Origin of the sequence: Pseudomonas sp. P1.31 (genome assembly GCF_001269815.1) — a bacterium.
Lineage (GTDB): Bacteria > Pseudomonadota > Gammaproteobacteria > Pseudomonadales > Pseudomonadaceae > Aquipseudomonas > Aquipseudomonas rustica.
The window spans coordinates 352,830-370,401 of sequence record NZ_LHVN01000007.1 but is presented as its reverse complement, the minus strand read 5'-3'; the positions used below and the strand labels follow the sequence as shown (position 1 = coordinate 370,401).

The following is a 17,572-nucleotide window of genomic DNA, read 5'->3' as shown; positions in this document are numbered from 1 at the left end:
AAAAATAGCCGGGAATTGTACCTGATACACGGCGCAAGCGTCACGTTCACCTGTCACCCGGATTGCATGCAAAAACGCCCCGGTCTGTCGACCGAGGCGTTTTCGAGGTTAAAACACTGGCAAAACCGGCGGCATCAACCGGCCCGTCTCAGCAGCCAGACACCGAGCAGCGCACACACGCCGGCCGGCACCAGCACCGCAAACAGCGGCGAGAAACCGAACACCAGGCTCGAAGGGCCGAGCAAATCCTGGACGATGCGGAAGGTGAAGCCGACCAGCACACCGGTGAACACACGCTGACCAAGGGTCACGGAACGCAGCGGGCCGAAGATGAACGAGATCGCCATCAACACCAACGCAGCAGTCACCAGCGGCTGCAACACCTTGACCCAAAACGCTAGCCAATAACGGCCGTTGCTCAGGCCTTGTTCAGACAGATAGTGGATGTAACCCCACAGACCGCTGATCGACAGCGATTCCGGCGCCATCACCACCGTGCTGAGCAACTGCGGGCTCAGGGATACGTCCCAACGCTCGGCCGGCACATTGACCACTTCGGTTCTGCGCTCATGGAAAACCGTGGTGGTGACACCGCTAAGCTGCCAGTGATCTTTGTCGAATTCTGCTTTTTTGGCGAAGCTCGAACTCAGCAGATGACGCTCTTTGTCGAAGTGATAACGGGTCACGCCGTACAGCAAACCGTTGGGTTGAACGGCGTTGATGTGGATGAACTCTTCACCCTGACGGTGCCACATACCGTGCTTGGCACTTTGCGCATCGCCGCTGCCCTGAGCCAGCGAGCGATTGGCCTGAGCCATGCTTTCGGTGGCCGGCGCGACGTATTCGCCGATCAGCAAACCGGCCAGCATCAGCACCAGCATCGGTTTCATCACTGCCCAGACGATGCGTCCGATTGAGACGCCAGCGGCGCGCATCACGGTCAGTTCGCTGCTGCTGGCCAGACTGCCGAGACCGATCAGACAGCCAATCAGCGCGGCCATCGGCAGCATTTCGTAGAGACGGCGCGGCGCGGTGAGCATCACGAAGCTCAGCACATCCATCAGCGTGTAGGTGTCGCTGACGTCGCTCATTTCATCGATAAAAGCGAACAACGTCGCCAGACCCAGAATGATCGCCAGCACGGCGATGATCGCCATGAACACGCTGCTGCCGATGTAGCGGTCGAGTTTAACCACGAGCCACCTCCAGCGCAGCGCTGCGACGGCTGGCCATCTTCAAGCGTAGAGGCTCCCAATAGAGCAGGCCGAGACCGATAAACAGGAAGATCGCGTGCACCCACCACAACCCGAGGGTCGGCGGGATCTTGCCTTTTTCGAGGGCGCCACGGGCGGCAATCAGGATGGTCAGGTAAGCCATATAAAGAAGAATCGCCGGCAGCAGCTTGAGGAAACGCCCTTGACGCGGATTGACCCGCGACAGCGGCACCGCCATCAGGGTCACGATAAACACCAGCAGCGGCAGGGAAAGGCGCCATTGCAGTTCGGTTTTGGAGCGGATGTCATCACTTCCAAGCAAGGCTGAGGTCGGCATGGCGTCACGGTCGGTGACTTCTTCACTGACTTCCGGCTTGGGCAGCTGCACACCGTAGGTCTCGTAATGCACCGCACGATAATCCGCCTGACCCGGGCTGCCGTCATAGCGGTAACCGTTTTTGAGGATCAGGTAGCGGGTGCCGTCCTTGCGACTTTCCTGAAGACCTGACTCGGCCACCAGAATGGAAATCCCGCGATCCTTCTTGTCGGCACCGAGGTTTTTCTGCGAAATGAATACGCCGCCCAGATTGATCCGGTCGTCGGTCAGGGTTTCGGTGTACGTCACCCGCGTACCGTCGCGCAGCGCCTGGAAGCGACCCGGTTCGAGGGTGTCGAATTCGGTCAGCGCGTCCTGCTTGTTCAGCAGCAACTGAAACTGGTTGGCGCCTTGCGGGGCCAAGCCCAGGCTCAGCCATGCCACCACCAACGCCACCAGGGTCGCCGGAAACAGGGTCATGCGAAACAGCTTCTGCTGGCTCATGCCGGTGGCCGAGAGCACGGTCATTTCGCTTTCGAGGTACAGGCGACCGTAGGCCAGCAGGATCCCGAGGAACAGGCCCAGCGGCAGAATCAGTTGCAAGAACCCCGGCAGACGAAAGCCCATGATCAGGAACAACGAGCCCGGATCGAGCTGGCCGGCAGCGGCCTGAGCCAGATATTTGATGAAGCGACCGCTCATGATGATGACCAGCAGCACGGCACTCACGGCGCTGAGGGTCAGCAGGACTTCGCGGGACAGATAACGGAAGACGATCAAACCAGACACTCCAGGGTTGTCAGGCTAAGGCGGCCAAACAAGCAAACACACCGACCGGCCCGCAACGCAGAGCCGTCGGAAAAAGATGCGGCATTATCCTGTGATTGGGGGCGCCTGTCACTGCGCACACTCATCCATGTCTGTAATCCGTTGCAGATCGTACAACCGAGGGTTGTCAGGCGCGGGGAGCGAGGTTCAAACTGCGGCCCTTGTCGCAGGCTTTGGCCTGCGCCTCTTCTATTTATAAGCAGGCGACTGCGGACACCGTCGAACGCCTGCATGTTGACCATTCATTCAGGGATCCGGACATGGAACTGGTTGTAAAAAGCGTTAGCCCAGAAACGTTGAAAACCGCCACCCTGGTGGTTGCCGTCGGCGAAGGCCGCAAACTCGGCGTCGCCGCCAAACAGGTCGACGAGCTGAGCGGTGGCGCGATCAGCGCCGTCCTCAAGCGTGGCGATCTGGCCGGCAAAGTCGGTCAAAGCCTGCTGCTGCACAGCCTGCCGAACCTGAAAGCCGAGCGCGTGCTGCTGGTCGGCGTGGGCAAGGATGAAGAACTGGGCGACCGTCCGTTCCGCAAAATCGTTGCCGGTATCCTCAATACTCTGAAAGGCCTGAACGGCAGCGACGCCGTGCTGGCGCTGGATGAAGTTATTGTTAAAAACCGCGACAGCTACGGCAAAACCCGTTTGCTGGCGGAAACCCTGGTGGACGGCGAATACACTTTCGACCAGTTCAAGAGCCAGAAAGCCGAACCGCGCGCACTGAAAAAAATCACCCTGCTGACCATCAAGGCTGCCCAGGCTGAAGTGCAGCGCGCCGTGAATCACGCCACCGCGATCGCCAACGGCATGGCCTTCACCCGTGATCTGGGCAACCTGCCACCGAACATCTGCCACCCGACCTTCCTTGGCGAACAAGCCAAAAACCTGGGCAAAGAATTCAAGGATCTGAAAGTCGAAGTCCTCGACGAGAAGAAGATCAAATCTTTGGGCATGGGTTCGTTCTACGCCGTCGGCCAAGGCAGCGAGCAACCGCCACGTCTGATCGTCATGCAATACAACGGCGGCAAGAAATCCGAGAAGCCGTACGCACTGGTCGGCAAAGGCATCACTTTCGACACCGGCGGCATCAGCCTGAAGCCGGGCGCCGGCATGGACGAAATGAAGTACGACATGGGCGGCGCTGCCTCGGTGTTCGGTACCCTGCGCGCCGTGCTTGAGCTGAAACTGCCGATCAACCTGGTGTGCATCCTCGCTTGCGCGGAAAACATGCCGAGCGGCAATGCGACCCGTCCAGGCGACATCGTCACCACCATGAGCGGCCAGACCGTGGAAATCCTCAACACCGACGCCGAAGGCCGTCTGGTGCTGTGCGATGCGCTGACCTACTCCGAGCGCTTCAAGCCACAAGCAGTGATCGACATCGCCACCCTGACCGGTGCTTGCGTCGTCGCACTGGGGGCGCACACCTCGGGTCTGCTGGGCAACAACGACGAACTGATCGGCCAACTGCTCAGCGCCGGCCAGGCTGCTGACGACCGCGCCTGGCAACTGCCGCTGTTCGACGAGTACCAGGAGCAACTGGACAGCCCGTTCGCCGACATCGCCAACATTGGCGGCCCGAAAGCCGGCACCATCACCGCCGCGTGCTTCCTGTCGCGCTTCACCAAGAACCTCAACTGGGCGCACCTGGACATCGCGGGCACCGCATGGACCAGTGGCGGCAAGGACAAGGGCGCCACTGGCCGTCCGGTGCCATTGCTGACCCAGTACCTGCTGGATCGCGCCAAAGCCTGAACCCGCTGATGGGCGGCGGCGTCACTCTCGGGTGACGCCGCTTGCCGCTCTGGAACCGCAATGACCAAAGTCGATTTTTACATTCTGCCCAGCGCCGACCCTTCGGCTCGCCTGGACTTCGCTTGCAAGCTCACCGAGAAAGCCTGGCGCATGGGTCACCGCATCTATCTGCATTGCAGCGATGCCGCCCAGCGTGACGATCTCGATGCGCGCCTGTGGGCGTTCAAGGGCGAAAGCTTCGTGCCGCATGGCCCTGCCGACAGCGAACCGGACGGTTTGATCGTGCTGGGTGTGGGTGATGACTGCGGTCAGCATCAGGATTTGCTGGTCAACCTCGACCTGAAAGTCCCGGCCTTCGCCAACAAGTTCGCCCGGGTGGCGGAAGTGGTGGTCGAAGACCCGACGATTCGTGCCGCGGCGCGGGAGAGTTTTCGCTTCTACCGCGAACAGGGCTATCCTCTGCAAGATCACCGTTTACAGCGACTCTGAGCATTCCAATGGACACTCCGAAACCGCAGCAAAAGCCGACACACCTGCTGGACGATCTCGAATCGATCCGTCAGTTGCTCGGCGACGACAACCTGCAACCACCGCTGCTGACCGATACGGTCGATGAAGGTGAACAGGAACAGATTCCGATGTTGTTCGAGGCGGTCGGCCAAGAGCAGCCAGCCGTCGAACCGCAACCTGCGCCAACGCCGGCGCCGGCCGCGCAACCTGCGAAACCGGTGAATAAAGGCCCGGACGCCCTGCTCCACCTCGACAGCGAACTGCGCGCCGCCGCGCAATTGATCATGCAAGACGTGATCGACGACTTCGCGCCGCACATCGAAACCGAAATCAAACGGCGCCTTGATGCGCGGATGGAAAGGCTGCTCAGCCAATACGAATAACCCCCCCCTCCTTGTGGTGAGGGGATTTATCCCCGATCGGCTGCGCAGCAGTCGTTAACCCTGCAAACGCGCAGCGTGATTGAAATATTGGGGCTGCTGCGCAGCCCATCGGGGATAAATCCCCTCACCACAAAGGTTCCCCCCCAACATTAGTGTCCGCGCGACCTCCCCCCGCTCGCCCTCGGCCCCATGCCCCGCTATACTCGTCGGCTTTTCCTGAATTAATGCCAATAGGGTCCCGCCGCGCATGGATAAGACCTACCAGCCGCACGCCATTGAAACTTCCTGGTACAACACCTGGGAGTCCGAGAACTACTTCGCCCCGCAAGGCGCGGGCGACTCCTACACCATCATGATCCCGCCGCCGAACGTCACCGGCAGCCTGCACATGGGTCACGGTTTCAACAACGCGATCATGGACGCCTTGATCCGTTTCCGCCGCATGCAGGGTCGCAACACCCTGTGGCAGCCGGGCACCGACCACGCCGGTATCGCCACGCAGATGCTGGTGGAGCGTCAACTTGAAGCCCAGGGCCAGAATCGCCACGATCTGGGTCGCGGAAAATTCCTCGAGAAAGTCTGGGAATGGAAGGATCAGTCCGGCGGCAACATCAGCCGTCAGATCCGCCGTCTCGGCTCGTCCGTGGACTGGAGCCGCGAGCGCTTCACCATGGACGACGGTCTCTCGGAAGCGGTTAAAGAAGCGTTCGTGCGTCTGCACGAAGACGGTCTGATCTATCGCGGCAAGCGTCTGGTCAACTGGGACACCAAGCTGCACACGGCGATTTCCGACCTCGAAGTGGAAAACCACGACGAGAAAGGTTTCCTGTGGAACCTGAAGTATCCGCTGGCCGACGGCGCGAAAACCGCTGAAGGCAACGATTTCCTGATCGTCGCGACCACCCGTCCGGAAACCATGCTCGGCGACTCCGCCGTTGCGGTTAACCCGAACGATGAGCGCTACCAGGCCCTGATCGGCAAGTTTGTCGAGCTGCCACTGGTTGGCCGCCGCATCCCGATCATCGCCGACGATTACTGCGATCCTGAATTCGGCACCGGCTGCGTGAAAATCACCCCGGCCCACGATTTCAACGACTACGAAGTCGGCAAGCGCCACAATCTGCCGCTGCTGAACATCTTCGACAAGAACGCCAACGTGCTGCCGGCAGCCCAGGTGTTCAACCTCGACGGTACGTTGAACGACAGCATCGACGGCGCAATTCCAGCTGAATACGCCGGCCTCGAGCGTTTTGAAGCGCGCAAGCAAATCGTTGCCGCCTTCGACGCCGCCGGTCTGTTGGTCAGCGTCAACGACCACGCCCTGAAAGTACCGAAAGGCGATCGCTCCGGCACCATCATCGAGCCGTGGCTGACCGACCAGTGGTACGTGTCGACCAAGCCTTTGGCCGAGCCTGCGATTGCTGCCGTTGAAGACGGTCGCATCCAGTTCGTACCGAAGCAGTACGAAAACATGTACTTCTCGTGGATGCGCGACATTCAGGATTGGTGCATCAGCCGTCAGCTGTGGTGGGGCCACCGGATTCCGGCCTGGTACGACGAGTCGGGCAAAGTCTACGTCGGTCGCGACGAAGCCGAAGTGCGCGCCAAGCACAACCTCGGCCCGGACGTGGCGCTGCAACAGGACAACGACGTTCTCGACACCTGGTTCAGTTCCGGTCTGTGGACGTTCTCCACTCTGGGCTGGCCGGAAAAGACCGAATTCCTGAAGAATTTCCACTCCACCGACGTACTGGTGACGGGCTTCGACATCATTTTCTTCTGGGTTGCCCGGATGATCATGCTGACCATGCACCTGATCAAGAACGAGGACGGCACGCCGCAGGTACCGTTCAAGACCGTTTATGTACACGGTCTGGTGCGTGATGGTCAGGGCCAGAAGATGTCCAAGTCCAAGGGCAACGTCCTTGACCCGCTGGACATCATCGACGGTATCGAGCTGGAAGACCTGGTGCAGAAGCGCACCTCGGGTCTGATGCAGCCGAAACTGGCGAAGAAGATCGAGAAGCAGACCCGCGACGAGTTCGCCGACGGCATCGCCAGCTACGGCACCGACGCCCTGCGCTTCACCTTCTGCTCGCTGGCTTCGACCGGTCGCGACATCAAGTTCGACATGGGCCGCGTTGAAGGCTATCGCAACTTCTGCAACAAGATCTGGAACGCCGCGCGTTATGTTCTGGACAAGGGCGAAGATTGCGGCCAGAACGGCGAAGCCTACGAACTGTCGCTGGCGGATCGCTGGATCATCTCGCAACTGCAACGCACCGAAGCCGAAGTGACCCGTCAACTCGATCAGTTCCGTTTCGACCTGGCGGCGCAAGCGCTGTACGAGTTCATCTGGAACCAGTACTGCGACTGGTACCTGGAACTGTCCAAGCCAGTGCTGTGGGACGAGAACGCGCCGGTTGAACGTCAGCGCGGCACTCGCCGTACGCTGGTTCGTGTGCTGGAAGTGGCGCTGCGTCTGGCGCATCCGTTCATGCCGTTCATCACTGAAGAAATCTGGCAGCGCATCGCGCCGCTGGCCGGTATTCAGGGCAAGACGATCATGCTGCAACCTTGGCCAGTGGCCAACGAAGAGCGCATCGATCCGGCCGCCGAGAACGACATCGAATGGCTCAAGGAACTGATGCTCGGCACGCGCAACATCCGTGGCGAAATGAACATCGGCCCGGGCAAGCCACTGCCGATCTATCTGAAGAACGTCAGCGCTGAAGACCAGCGCCGTCTGACCGAGAACGAAGCGCTGCTGAAGAAGCTGGCGCGTCTGGAATCGATCACCGTTCTGGCGGCTGGCGAAGAAGCGCCGCTGTCCGCCACCGCGCTGGTTGGCGAGATGGAAGTGCTGGTGCCGATGGCCGGTCTGATCGACAAGGGCGCCGAGCTGGCGCGTCTGGACAAGGAAATCTTGCGTTTGCAGGGTGAAGTCCAGCGTGTTGGCGGCAAATTGTCCAACGCCGGATTCGTTGACAAGGCCCCGGCCGAAGTCATCGAGAAGGAACGCGCCAAACTGGCCGAGGCTGAACAAGCCCTGGCCAAACTGGCCGAGCAACACGCGCGGATTGCCAGTCTGTAACGGCAAATCGCACTAAAAAAAGGGAGGCCCAAGTGGCCTCCCTTTTTTATGCCCACCACATTTCCCCTGTAGGAGCTGCCGCAGGCTGCGATCTTTTGATCTTGCTTCTAAAAATCAACATCAAAAGATCGCAGCCTGCGGCAGCTCCTACATGGGATCGGCGCATAGCTCGTCAATGTGGGACAATACCCGCCACTTTCAGCCATACCCGAATCGACCACGCCCATGAACGCCCCCCGCACACCCAAACCTGCGCGCAAAAAGCCCGACTCCGCGACCCCGGCCAAGACCGTCGAGCCGCGTGAAAAGGCCAGCCTGCACCCGCGCAATCGCCATCAGGGTCGTTACGACTTCCCGGCGCTGATCAAGACCACGCCGGAACTGGCGAAGTTTGTGATCATCAACCCGTACGGTAAGGAAAGCATCGACTTCGCCAGCCCCGACGCGGTGCGCGTGTTCAACCGGGCGCTGCTCAAGTCGTTCTATGGCATCCAGCATTGGGACATCCCGGCAGACTACCTCTGCCCGCCAGTGCCGGGCCGTGCCGATTACGTGCACTTCCTCGCTGACCTGCTGGCGAGCATGAACGACGGTAAGGTGCCGCGCGGCGCAATCGTCAACGTGCTGGACATCGGCATGGGCGCCAACTGCGTGTATCCGTTGATCGGTAACAGCGAATACCGCTGGCACTTCCTCGGTTCTGAAATCGACCCGACGGCGGTGGCTGCCGCCAAAGCTATTGTTCAGTCCAACGACTTGAACAAGGTGATCCAGTTGCGCTTGCAGGAAAACCGCAAGCACATCCTGATTGGCTTGCTGGAGCCAGGTGAGCGTTTCGACCTGACCATGTGCAACCCGCCGTTCCACGCCTCGATGGACGAAGCGACCAAGGGCAGCGAGCGCAAATGGCGCGCCCTGGGCAAGGCCGATCCGAAACGTAAACTGCCGGTGCTGAACTTCGGTGGCCAGTCAGCCGAGCTGTGGTGTGAAGGCGGCGAAGCGCGTTTCGTGACGCAACTGATCGCCGAGAGCGCGAATTTCCAGCACAAAGTGCTGTGGTTCAGCACCTTGGTGTCGAAAGCCTCGAACCTGCCAGCGATCGAAACCGCACTGAAAAAGGCCGGCGTGCTGGAAAGCCAGGTCGTGGAGATGTCGCAGGGCCAGAAGCAGAGCCGCTTTGTGGCATGGACGTTCCAGACCAAGTCCGAGCAGCAGATCTGGCGCCGCGAGCGCTGGGTGCGCTAACCCTGGGCTGCCCCCTGTAGGAGCTGCGGCACGCTGCGATCTTTTGATCTTGATTGATTTTTAAACACAAGATCAAAAGATCGCAGCGTGCCGCAGCTCCTACAGGGGTAAAGCATCAAATCGCAGGCACAAAAAAACCGTGCCCGGATCACTCCGGAGCACGGTTTTTTATTGCTGCGTCTTACTTGTTCACAGCGTCGGTCAGGCCTTTGGCCACAACCAGCTTGATCACTTTCTTCGCAGGGATTTCGATGGCAGCGCCAGTCGAAGGGTTACGGCCAGTGCGGGCAGGACGCTCGGTCACTTTCAGCTTGCCGATACCTGGCAAGGTGATTTCGCCGCCGTTTTCCAGCTGATCGGCAACGATTTGGCCCAGTTGGTCCAGAGCGTTACGCGCGGTGGTTTTCGGCGCGTCGATAGCTTCAGCGATGTCGGCGATCAGTTGGTCTTTAGTAAGAGCCATGTAGTGTTCCTTCCCTATCAAATTCATATGGATTGCAGAGTGCAGTGTCAGCCATCGAGCCCGATCTTCTGGATCTGGCACCCTCGGCGATAACCACGACGAGTCGGGTTATAGATACCGAAATCAGGGTTTGGTTCGACCTGACAAATGCTGATTGCACGCTTAACGCAGTGACTTCGCGTAAGACCGGGCAAAACTAGCACAGAGACAAGGAAATATCCGCCTCTAGCTACCCATTTGGTCAGCTTTATTGCTCTAAACCGCGAAAAAACTGCATAAGCCCGGTCGCACGCCCCGGTTTTGCCCTACAACCCCACGTTTACGCTGCCGCTGACGCGGTTTCCCGCTTATGTAGGAGCTGCCGCAGGCTGCGATCTTTTGATCCTGTTTTATTAAAATGCCAGATCAAAAGATCGCAGCCTGCGGCAGCTCCTACAACTGGCCCGTGCCGAGAATCGGGTACACTTAGCGCTTTTTCGGGGGAGCCTGCCCTCCTCCCTTCCAACAGCCGAGAAGCCCATGCCGATCCGTCATTGCATCGTCCACCTGATCGACAAAAAACCCGACGGCACGCCCGCAGTTCTGCACGCCCGTGACACGGAACTGGCCGAGTCCGCGGCCATCGAGAACATGCTCGCCGACCTCAACGAAAGCTATAACGCCAAACAGGGCAAAGCCTGGGGCCTGTTTCACCCGGAATCCGGCGCGTTCCCGTTCAGCGGCTGGCTGAAGGAATACATGGAGGGCGGCAAGGACTTCACCGCATTCAGCAAAGTCGCGGTCGAGCACCTGCAGAAGCTGATGGAAGAGTCGAACCTGTCGGTCGGCGGCCACGTGCTGTTCGCGCATTATCAGCAAGGCATGACCGATTACCTCGCTATCGCCCTGCTGCACCACAGCGAAGGCGTGGCGGTGACCGATGAGCTGGACGTGACCCCGTCGCGCCACCTCGACCTCGGCCAGCTGCACTTGGCGGCGCGGATTAACGTCTCCGAGTGGCAGAACAACAAACAATCGAAGCAGTACATCTCATTCATCAAGGGCAAGAATGGCAAAAAGGTCTCGGAATACTTCCGCGACTTTATCGGCTGCCAGGAAGGCGTCGACGGCCCGGGCGAGACGCGCACGCTGCTCAAGGCCTTCAGCGATTTCGTTGAAAGCGAAGACCTGCCGGAAGAGTCCGCGCGCGAGAAGACCAAAACCCTGGTCGATTACGCCAGCAGCCAGGCCAAACTCGGCGAACCGATGGGCCTGGAAGAACTCTCCGAGTTGATCGACGAAGAGCGCCCGAAAGCCTTCTTCGATCACATCCGCAATAAGGACTACGGCCTGTCGCCAGAGATTCCAGCGGACAAACGCACTTTGAATCAATTCCGCCGCTTCACCGGCCGCGCCGAAGGCCTGTCGATCAGCTTTGAAGCGCACCTGCTGGGCTCGAAGATCGAGTACGACGAAGAGGCTGGCACGTTGGTGATCAAAGGTTTGCCGACGTCGCTGACCGATCAGCTGAAGCGGCGCAACTGATGCTCGCCAATGTGCTGAAAAAGGTTGCGCTGGTTCTGCTGGTGGTCGTGGTGTATCAGAATTGGGGCAAGATCGAGCGGGTATTCAATCCGTCGCAGATGGTTGCCGAGCAGACGCGGGCGCAAGCCAACGTCGTGCTCTACGCCACCGACTGGTGCGGTTACTGCAAGCAGACCAAGCGTTTTCTCGACAGCAAGGGGATTGCGTTCAAGGAGTTCGATATCGAGAAGGATGCCGATGCGCGCAAGGCGTATGAGGCATTGGGTGGACGCGGGATTCCGTTGATTGATGTCAACGGCACGTTGATTCGCGGGTTTGACCCGGACGAAATCCTCGCCGCCCTGAAATAAAACTCTGTAGGAGCAAGGCTTGCCCGCGAAGAACGATAATCCGGTTTATCAGAGACACCGCGTCATCGTTCTTCGCGAGCAAGCTTAGCTCCTACAGATTTAGCGGGCCTCGATGCGGAAACCGAAGCGTGGGAAGTGCACGTGCACCACGCCGCCGCGCTCGTCTTCGCGACGAATGATCAGCTCTTCGCTACCGGCAAACAGCAACTCACCGACCACCGGATCAACACCGTAATCCGTCGCCGAGATCGCCACTTGCTGGCCTGCCTTGAAACCATTCGGGTCGATGAACTGCTCTTTCGGCAGATCCGCTGGCGTCGCACTGCGTGCAACTTCCAGCGCCTCCTCAGAGGTCATCGCACTCGCCGCGCCATGACCAAAGCCCAACACTCGACCCAACCAGGCAGAAACAGCCGGATACTCATCCACCAACGGCGCGGTGACGTGAGTAGCTTTGAGGAACCACAGCGGATGCGCCAGCGCGAAGTCGGCAATCGACGGCTCGCCGAACAGGAAGTCGCCCTGCTCGCGCTGCAGTTGTTGCTCCAGACGCAGCATGATCGTCGGCCATTGATGCTTGGCCTGCTCAGCGGACAAACGTGTGGCGCTGCCGCCACTGAACAAACCGGCGCGGTCAGCCATAAACGCTTTGATCGCTTCCGGCGGCAGCTTGCCGAAACGCACGGCAACCGATTCCGGCTGAAACACCAGGCTCACCGCATGTTGAAACACCACCGAATCAACCCAGGTGGCGAAACTCGCGGTGGTCATTTCCTGGCCTTCAGGGAAGAAGCTCGGCAGGGCTTTTTCCTGCTCAAGGCGACGGGCGATCAGCGAAGTGTCGCAATAGATGTCGGCGCCGATTTGCAGCACCGGGGTTTTGCGATAGCCGCCAGTCAGTGCGGTCAGATCCGGCTTGGGCATCACTGGCGAAATGTGCACCGAGCGCCACGACAGGCCTTTGAAACCCAGCAGCAGGCGGGCCTTCTCGGCAAATGGAGAAGTCGGGTAATGATGCAGAATCAACTCGGACATGCTCGGCTCCGCCGCTCAGAAAGTGAGCCGGCAGCTTAGCGTGCATTTGCTTAGCAGCCTACAGATCTGGCTGATGGGAACCGATCAGTCAGATTGATAAGACGCGACCAGGCATTCCTTGGCGCTCTTGCGCAGTTTTTTGATCAGCCGCTCCTGACGCAATGCATCGCTTTTATCGCCACAAAGCTCGGTGTACACCAACGCCATCGCCGGGCTGGAAAGGAAGAACCGCGCGCCTTTGCCGCTTTGATGCTTGGCGAAGCGACGCGCCGGGTCATCGCTGATGCCGCAGTACAGCGAACCGTTGGCCGCTCGAACCAGGTAGACGAACCAGGACTTGCTCACCGGTTCGGCCACATCGACAGATTTTTCGCTAAGGCTGGTCACTTCGGGATCAAGACGTGTAGGAAACAGGCCGCGATCTTATCAGCGACCGGCCTGAAATGCCTTCAGTCCCTTCAACGCCTGCGCACGCACGGCGTTGCGTACCAGAGGCGTCCAGCCCAGCAGCAGACCTTTAAAACCCAGAGCCTGACGCGACCAGCGCCACAGATCGAAATGGTCGTGGTGCTCGCAGATCTTGCCGTCACGGAAGACGAAACGGGCCTGGATATCGTTGATCACAACGTTGCCGGTCTGGCTGAACAGGTAGGTCGCAACCCAGTGCGCGCCGCCGCTGCGCTCATCGGCGCGGACGTTGTCGAAGGTCAGGGAGAAGTCTTTGGCGCGGGTGGTGAGCATGCGCCACATGTCGCCGGCATCGCGCCCGCGCAGTTCGCCGAAGGCCGGATCGCTGAACACCACGTCATCGGTGTAGCACGCGGCCATGGCCTCGGCGTCCAGACGTTTGAAGGCTTCGTAGAAGCGGGTGATCAACGCGCTGTGGGCTTCGCTCATGGGCAATCTCCAAAATAGGTACAGATTGCCAGCACGATAATCCGCAATACGAAGAAACACTATCGGCATTCGCACATCGAATACCATGCAAGATCTTAAAGGCGCCCCAAAAACTGTGGGAGCGAGCTTGCTCGCGAAGAGGCCGGCACATTCAACATGATCTGTGCCTGAACCACCGTCTTCGCGAGCAGGCTCGCTCCCACATTTGAAATGTGTGGATTCAGATTCTTTCGCTTTGTACTTGCACGTACAGCGCACGCCCGGCGCCGAGGCCGGCGATGATCGCGCCGGTGCCGATGATGCCGAAGATCCAGCCCACCGCATTCCAGCCGCCCGTCCAGTCATGCACCACGCCGACCGCAAACGGCCCCATCGACGCCAGCGTGTAACCGAAGCCTTGGGACATGCTCGACAGGTTCGCCGCGACGTGCGAATCGCGCGAACGCAAGACGATCAACGTCAACGCCAGACTGAACGTGCCGCCCTGCCCCAGGCCCAGCAGAATCGCCCAGCCCCACAGGCCTTCGATCGGCGCATACAGGCAACCGAACAGGCCACCCAGGGTCAACGCCATCACCACGACAATTGCCAGTCGCTGATCCTTGCCGCGAGTGGCCAGCCAAGGCGCGGCCAGCGAACTGGCGAGCTGGATGATCACCGAGCCGGACAACACCAGCCCCGCTTGCGTCGGCGTCAGCCCGCGACCAATCAGGATCGACGGCAACCAGCCGAACACGATGTACGCCAGCGACGATTGCAGGCCCATATACAACGTCACTTGCCACGCCAGCGGATCACGCAGCAAACCGCGCACGCGATAGGCGACGTTGTGTGCACCGTGTTTCTGCCCGACCTGTGGCAGCCAGAACAACGCCGCCACCAGCGCCGGGATGACCCAGAAGCCCAGGCCAATTGTCCAGTCTCCGCCAAAATGCTCGCTCAACGGCACACTGGTGCCCGCCGCCATCGCCGCACCGAGGCACAGCGCCATGGTGTAGACGCCGGTCATGGTGCCAGCGTGTTTGGCGAAGTCACGTTTGACGATACCCGGCAGCAATACGCCGACAATGCCGATGCTTGCGCCGCCCAATACGCTGCCCGCAAACAGGCCGATTTCACCAAAGCTGCTACGCAAAATGATGCCGCAGGCCAGTGTCAGCAGGATGCCCAGCACCACGCGTTCGGCGCCAAAACGTCGCGCCAGAATCGGTGCCAGCGGCGCGAACAAGCCGAGGCACAGCACCGGCAGTGTGGTCAGCAAACCGGCCTGCGCCGCCGACAAGCCGAGGCTTTTGGAAACGTCGCTGAGCAGCGGCGCCATGCTCGACAGCGCCGGACGCAAGTTCAACGCCACCAGAATCAGCCCCAGCAGCAACAGCCACGGCCGGCGCACCAGCGGATGGCTTTGTTGCACCTGCTCGTCATCGGCCTCGGCGTCGATCAACAGCTCTTCAAGCTCTGCCGTGCGTTTCGGGGTTGTGGATAGCTCACTGCGGGACATGGATTTCTCGGTTTCAAGGTTCATTGATCAACTGCCTCGACAAGGCTTTGGCCCGTTCCGGGTCGCGTTGTTCGACGGCATCGAGCAACTCGATGTGCAGGTCGAACACTTCCTGACGGCGCGGGACGATGTTCAGGGTCTGGCGCAATTGCGCGCCGACGATGCTGGAGAAATAGCGATACAGCTCGCTGAGGGTCGGGTTGTGCGCGGCGTCGACCAGTCGGCGGTGGAACACCAGATCGCAGGCGATGTAGGTGTCGAGGTCGCCATGGTAGTGACTGCCGCTGGTGCCGAGGGCTTCGCGCAATGCGGCGAGGTCTTCATCGGTGCGACGCAACGCCGCCAGACCGATCGCCTCGACTTCGAGGATGTGCCGGGTTTCCCGCGCCTGCTCCAGCGAGCAACGCGACAACGCTTTCAGCGTATCGAGCGGATCAACCAGCGCGCGCAAATAACTGCCGTCGCCCTGGCGAATCTCGATCAACCCGGAAAACGCTAACACACGCATGGCTTCGCGCACGGTATTGCGGCTAATGCCCAACTCAGCGCAGAGCTCGGGTTCGGTCGGCAAGCGCTCGCCGACCTGCCAGGCACCGCTGTTAATGCGCTGGCGGAGTTGATCCAGGGCCTGATCGACCAAGGATCGTTTGATGAGTGGAGAAATGTCTGACATAGGATTCGCCCTTTCATCCAATCATAGGATGAATTTTCCGACATGTTAGTCAGACCCATGTAGGACGGCAACCACCTAGGGTCAAAAGGCGACACATGGAGCGGCATTTTCGATTAGTCAAAATTACCCTTTAAGGGTAATTTCAGGGACAGGGTTTTGGTTTCTTATGGAAAAGAACACACCCCATTATGAGCTGGCGGTGATCAAGGCTGAGGTCAGGCGGTTAGGTCAAAAAGCTTTCACCAAAACTTCGGTCAAATCAGCTGAGAAGCTCGGCTTCAACCTCAGCGAAATGCTAGAGATCGTCTTCGAGCTGCAAACCAGGATGTTGTACAAATCGATGACTACTTATGACGATCATCGAATCTGGCAAGACGTGTATCACATCAATTCACGAGATCAGGAGATTTACATCAAGGTGACCTACCGCCCCGGCGGCGGCCCACCGGTAATCTCTTTCAAGGAGAAAAACCCATGAAAACCCAGCAATGTGTCAGCTGCGGTGCACGTGAGGGAATGAGGCATTTCCAGGGTCGCGGAGAAACCCTGAGTGTCAAAGGCATGGAGCGCCGGGTAGACGATCTGTCCGGTTGGGAGTGCCAGAAGTGCGGTGAAGTGGAATGGGATTTCGACAGCGATAGTGCACAGCGGTACTGCAACGCCGGTGACGAGTTGGTTCTCGCTGCCAGACAAATGATCGGCGCCGAGATGAAACGCATTCGACGCAAATTGCACCTGACGCAAAAAGAGACGGTGCAATTGCTCTCCGGTGGCGGGCATAACGCGTTCTCTCGTTACGAGCGTGGTGAGTTACTTCCACCCAAAGCATTGGTGCTGCTGATGCGTTTGCTGGATCGACATCCCTACATGCTCGTCGATATCCAGACCTTGGCTGAAGGCGCTGACCTGCGCGGTTTCAAGCACACCGTCCACAAAGAACACGAAACCCTCACCGTCTCCTGACCCCAAAAAAACAAACCCGGCACAAGGCCGGGTTTGATTTACGCAAAAACCATCAATGCAAAATCTGACTCAAGAACAACTTCGTCCGCTCATTCTGCGGGTTGTCGAAGAAGTCATTTGGCGCCGCCTGTTCAACGATCTCACCCTTGTCCATGAAGATCACACGGTTCGCCACAGTCCGCGCGAAGCCCATTTCGTGGGTCACGCAAAGCATGGTCATGCCGTCTTCCGCCAAACCGATCATGGTATCCAGCACCTCTTTCACCATCTCCGGATCGAGCGCTGAAGTCGGTTCATCGAACAGCATGATTTTCGGTTTCATGCACAGGGCGCGGGCGATCGCCACACGCTGTTGCTGACCACCGGACAGTTGCCCCGGGAATTTATGCGCCTGCTCCGGAATGCGTACGCGTTCCAGGTAATGCATGGCGATTTCCTCGGCCTTGCGCTTGGGCATCTTGCGCACCCACATCGGCGCCAGGGTGCAGTTCTGCAAAATGGTCAGGTGCGGGAACAGGTTGAAGTGCTGGAACACCATGCCGACTTCGCGGCGGATCGCTTCGATCTGCTTGAGGTCGTTGGTCAGTTCCACGCCGTCGACGACGATGCGGCCCTGCTGGTGTTCTTCCAGACGATTGAGACAACGAATCGTCGTCGATTTGCCGGAACCCGACGGGCCGCACAAAACGATACGTTCGCCCTGTTTTACGTTGAGGTTGATGTCTTTCAGCACGTGGAACTGGCCGTACCACTTGTTGACGCCCTGCATCTGAATAATGCCTTCAGGGCTCACAGGCTTTTTGATTACTTCACTCATCTCAAAAC

The 17,572-nt window shown here is 59.3% G+C and carries 18 protein-coding genes; 9 read left to right on the top strand and 9 right to left on the bottom strand.

Going from position 1 to position 17,572, the window contains the following annotated elements; genetic code table 11:
- Positions 1-134 precede the first annotated feature (134 nt).
- Positions 135-1,196: an LPS export ABC transporter permease LptG gene (lptG, locus tag AD669_RS04920; protein ID WP_053117389.1), complete on the bottom strand. Its 1,062-nt coding sequence runs from the start codon at positions 1,194-1,196 to the stop codon at positions 135-137.
- Complete coding sequence (lptF, locus tag AD669_RS04915; protein WP_053117386.1) at positions 1,189-2,310, bottom strand: LPS export ABC transporter permease LptF; 1,122 nt, start codon at positions 2,308-2,310, stop codon at positions 1,189-1,191. The genes lptG and lptF overlap by 8 nt, the downstream gene beginning before the upstream one ends.
- Before the next feature lie 308 nt (positions 2,311-2,618).
- Between lptF and AD669_RS04910 the strand changes: the two genes are divergently transcribed.
- From AD669_RS04910 to rlmF, 5 genes are all read left to right on the top strand, one after another.
- A complete protein-coding gene (locus tag AD669_RS04910) occupies positions 2,619-4,109 on the top strand; it encodes a leucyl aminopeptidase (RefSeq protein ID WP_053117383.1) in 1,491 nt (496 codons plus the stop codon).
- A 60-nt stretch (positions 4,110-4,169) separates the two neighbouring features.
- Positions 4,170-4,598 (top strand): DNA polymerase III subunit chi, encoded by a 429-nt coding sequence (locus tag AD669_RS04905; protein WP_053117380.1) that lies wholly within the window; start codon positions 4,170-4,172, stop codon positions 4,596-4,598.
- Between the two features lie 8 nt (positions 4,599-4,606).
- Entirely contained in the window at positions 4,607-5,002 is a 396-nt protein-coding gene (locus AD669_RS04900) for a hypothetical protein (RefSeq protein WP_053117377.1), read from the top strand.
- Between the two features lie 247 nt (positions 5,003-5,249).
- Positions 5,250-8,096 (top strand): valine--tRNA ligase, encoded by a 2,847-nt coding sequence (locus tag AD669_RS04890; RefSeq protein ID WP_053117374.1) that lies wholly within the window; start codon positions 5,250-5,252, stop codon positions 8,094-8,096.
- A 225-nt stretch (positions 8,097-8,321) separates the two neighbouring features.
- Entirely contained in the window at positions 8,322-9,341 is a 1,020-nt protein-coding gene (gene rlmF / locus AD669_RS04885) for a 23S rRNA (adenine(1618)-N(6))-methyltransferase RlmF (protein ID WP_053117371.1), read from the top strand.
- Positions 9,342-9,522: 181 nt separating this feature from the next.
- Here the strand turns inward: rlmF and AD669_RS04880 are convergent, their stop codons facing one another.
- Positions 9,523-9,804: an HU family DNA-binding protein gene (locus tag AD669_RS04880; RefSeq protein ID WP_003221909.1), complete on the bottom strand. Its 282-nt coding sequence runs from the start codon at positions 9,802-9,804 to the stop codon at positions 9,523-9,525.
- A gap of 519 nt (positions 9,805-10,323) precedes the next feature.
- Between AD669_RS04880 and yejK the strand changes: the two genes are divergently transcribed.
- Together yejK and AD669_RS04870 are read left to right on the top strand one after the other, a co-directional pair.
- The gene (gene yejK / locus AD669_RS04875) at positions 10,324-11,328 is read left to right on the top strand and encodes a nucleoid-associated protein YejK (RefSeq protein ID WP_053117368.1); all 1,005 of its coding nucleotides are present in this window, start codon (positions 10,324-10,326) and stop codon (positions 11,326-11,328) included.
- Positions 11,328-11,678, top strand: coding sequence for a glutaredoxin family protein (locus tag AD669_RS04870; protein WP_053117366.1), 351 nt, complete (start codon positions 11,328-11,330; stop codon positions 11,676-11,678). The genes yejK and AD669_RS04870 overlap by 1 nt, the downstream gene beginning before the upstream one ends.
- A 99-nt stretch (positions 11,679-11,777) precedes the next feature.
- Here AD669_RS04870 and AD669_RS04865 read toward each other — a convergent pair whose 3' ends face one another.
- The 5 genes from AD669_RS04865 to AD669_RS04845 form a co-directional block, all read right to left on the bottom strand.
- Positions 11,778-12,713: a glutathione S-transferase family protein gene (locus AD669_RS04865; RefSeq protein ID WP_053117363.1), complete on the bottom strand. Its 936-nt coding sequence runs from the start codon at positions 12,711-12,713 to the stop codon at positions 11,778-11,780.
- A gap of 84 nt (positions 12,714-12,797) precedes the next feature.
- On the bottom strand, positions 12,798-13,100 hold the full coding sequence (locus tag AD669_RS04860; protein WP_053117359.1) for a GIY-YIG nuclease family protein: 303 nt from the start codon (positions 13,098-13,100) through the stop codon (positions 12,798-12,800).
- Positions 13,101-13,139: 39 nt separating this feature from the next.
- Positions 13,140-13,610 (bottom strand): nuclear transport factor 2 family protein, encoded by a 471-nt coding sequence (locus AD669_RS04855; RefSeq protein ID WP_053117357.1) that lies wholly within the window; start codon positions 13,608-13,610, stop codon positions 13,140-13,142.
- Positions 13,611-13,830: 220 nt separating this feature from the next.
- Positions 13,831-15,135 carry a CynX/NimT family MFS transporter gene (locus tag AD669_RS04850; RefSeq protein ID WP_053117354.1) on the bottom strand — a complete coding sequence of 435 codons (1,305 nt, stop codon included), beginning with the start codon at positions 15,133-15,135 and terminating at the stop codon, positions 13,831-13,833.
- Positions 15,125-15,784, bottom strand: a complete 660-nt coding sequence (locus AD669_RS04845; RefSeq protein ID WP_053117351.1) for a FadR/GntR family transcriptional regulator — start codon at positions 15,782-15,784, stop codon at positions 15,125-15,127. Before AD669_RS04845 ends, AD669_RS04850 begins: the two co-directional genes overlap by 11 nt.
- A gap of 166 nt (positions 15,785-15,950) precedes the next feature.
- Between AD669_RS04845 and AD669_RS04840 the strand changes: the two genes are divergently transcribed.
- Positions 15,951-16,262 carry a type II toxin-antitoxin system MqsR family toxin gene (locus AD669_RS04840; protein ID WP_053117347.1) on the top strand — a complete coding sequence of 104 codons (312 nt, stop codon included), beginning with the start codon at positions 15,951-15,953 and terminating at the stop codon, positions 16,260-16,262.
- Positions 16,259-16,747 (top strand): type II toxin-antitoxin system MqsA family antitoxin, encoded by a 489-nt coding sequence (locus tag AD669_RS04835; RefSeq protein ID WP_053117344.1) that lies wholly within the window; start codon positions 16,259-16,261, stop codon positions 16,745-16,747. The genes AD669_RS04840 and AD669_RS04835 overlap by 4 nt, the downstream gene beginning before the upstream one ends.
- A gap of 52 nt (positions 16,748-16,799) precedes the next feature.
- Here the strand turns inward: AD669_RS04835 and AD669_RS04830 are convergent, their stop codons facing one another.
- Complete coding sequence (locus AD669_RS04830; protein WP_053117341.1) at positions 16,800-17,564, bottom strand: amino acid ABC transporter ATP-binding protein; 765 nt, start codon at positions 17,562-17,564, stop codon at positions 16,800-16,802.
- Positions 17,565-17,572 lie beyond the last annotated feature (8 nt).

Bases quoted from the DNA above. Each gene is read 5' to 3' on its own strand.
- AD669_RS04900 (WP_053117377.1), top strand. From the start codon at position 4,607: ATGGACACTCCGAAACCGCAGCAAAAGCCGACACACCTGCTGGACGAT.
- AD669_RS04855 (WP_053117357.1), bottom strand. From the start codon at position 13,610: ATGAGCGAAGCCCACAGCGCGTTGATCACCCGCTTCTACGAAGCCTTC.
- AD669_RS04840 (WP_053117347.1), top strand. From the start codon at position 15,951: ATGGAAAAGAACACACCCCATTATGAGCTGGCGGTGATCAAGGCTGAG.
- AD669_RS04905 (WP_053117380.1), top strand. From the start codon at position 4,170: ATGACCAAAGTCGATTTTTACATTCTGCCCAGCGCCGACCCTTCGGCT.
- rlmF (WP_053117371.1), top strand. From the start codon at position 8,322: ATGAACGCCCCCCGCACACCCAAACCTGCGCGCAAAAAGCCCGACTCC.
- AD669_RS04835 (WP_053117344.1), top strand. From the start codon at position 16,259: ATGAAAACCCAGCAATGTGTCAGCTGCGGTGCACGTGAGGGAATGAGG.
- AD669_RS04865 (WP_053117363.1), bottom strand. From the start codon at position 12,713: ATGTCCGAGTTGATTCTGCATCATTACCCGACTTCTCCATTTGCCGAG.
- yejK (WP_053117368.1), top strand. From the start codon at position 10,324: ATGCCGATCCGTCATTGCATCGTCCACCTGATCGACAAAAAACCCGAC.
- AD669_RS04910 (WP_053117383.1), top strand. From the start codon at position 2,619: ATGGAACTGGTTGTAAAAAGCGTTAGCCCAGAAACGTTGAAAACCGCC.
- AD669_RS04845 (WP_053117351.1), bottom strand. From the start codon at position 15,784: ATGTCAGACATTTCTCCACTCATCAAACGATCCTTGGTCGATCAGGCC.
- AD669_RS04830 (WP_053117341.1), bottom strand. From the start codon at position 17,564: ATGAGTGAAGTAATCAAAAAGCCTGTGAGCCCTGAAGGCATTATTCAG.
- AD669_RS04890 (WP_053117374.1), top strand. From the start codon at position 5,250: ATGGATAAGACCTACCAGCCGCACGCCATTGAAACTTCCTGGTACAAC.
- AD669_RS04870 (WP_053117366.1), top strand. From the start codon at position 11,328: ATGCTCGCCAATGTGCTGAAAAAGGTTGCGCTGGTTCTGCTGGTGGTC.
- AD669_RS04850 (WP_053117354.1), bottom strand. From the start codon at position 15,135: ATGAACCTTGAAACCGAGAAATCCATGTCCCGCAGTGAGCTATCCACA.
- AD669_RS04880 (WP_003221909.1), bottom strand. From the start codon at position 9,804: ATGGCTCTTACTAAAGACCAACTGATCGCCGACATCGCTGAAGCTATC.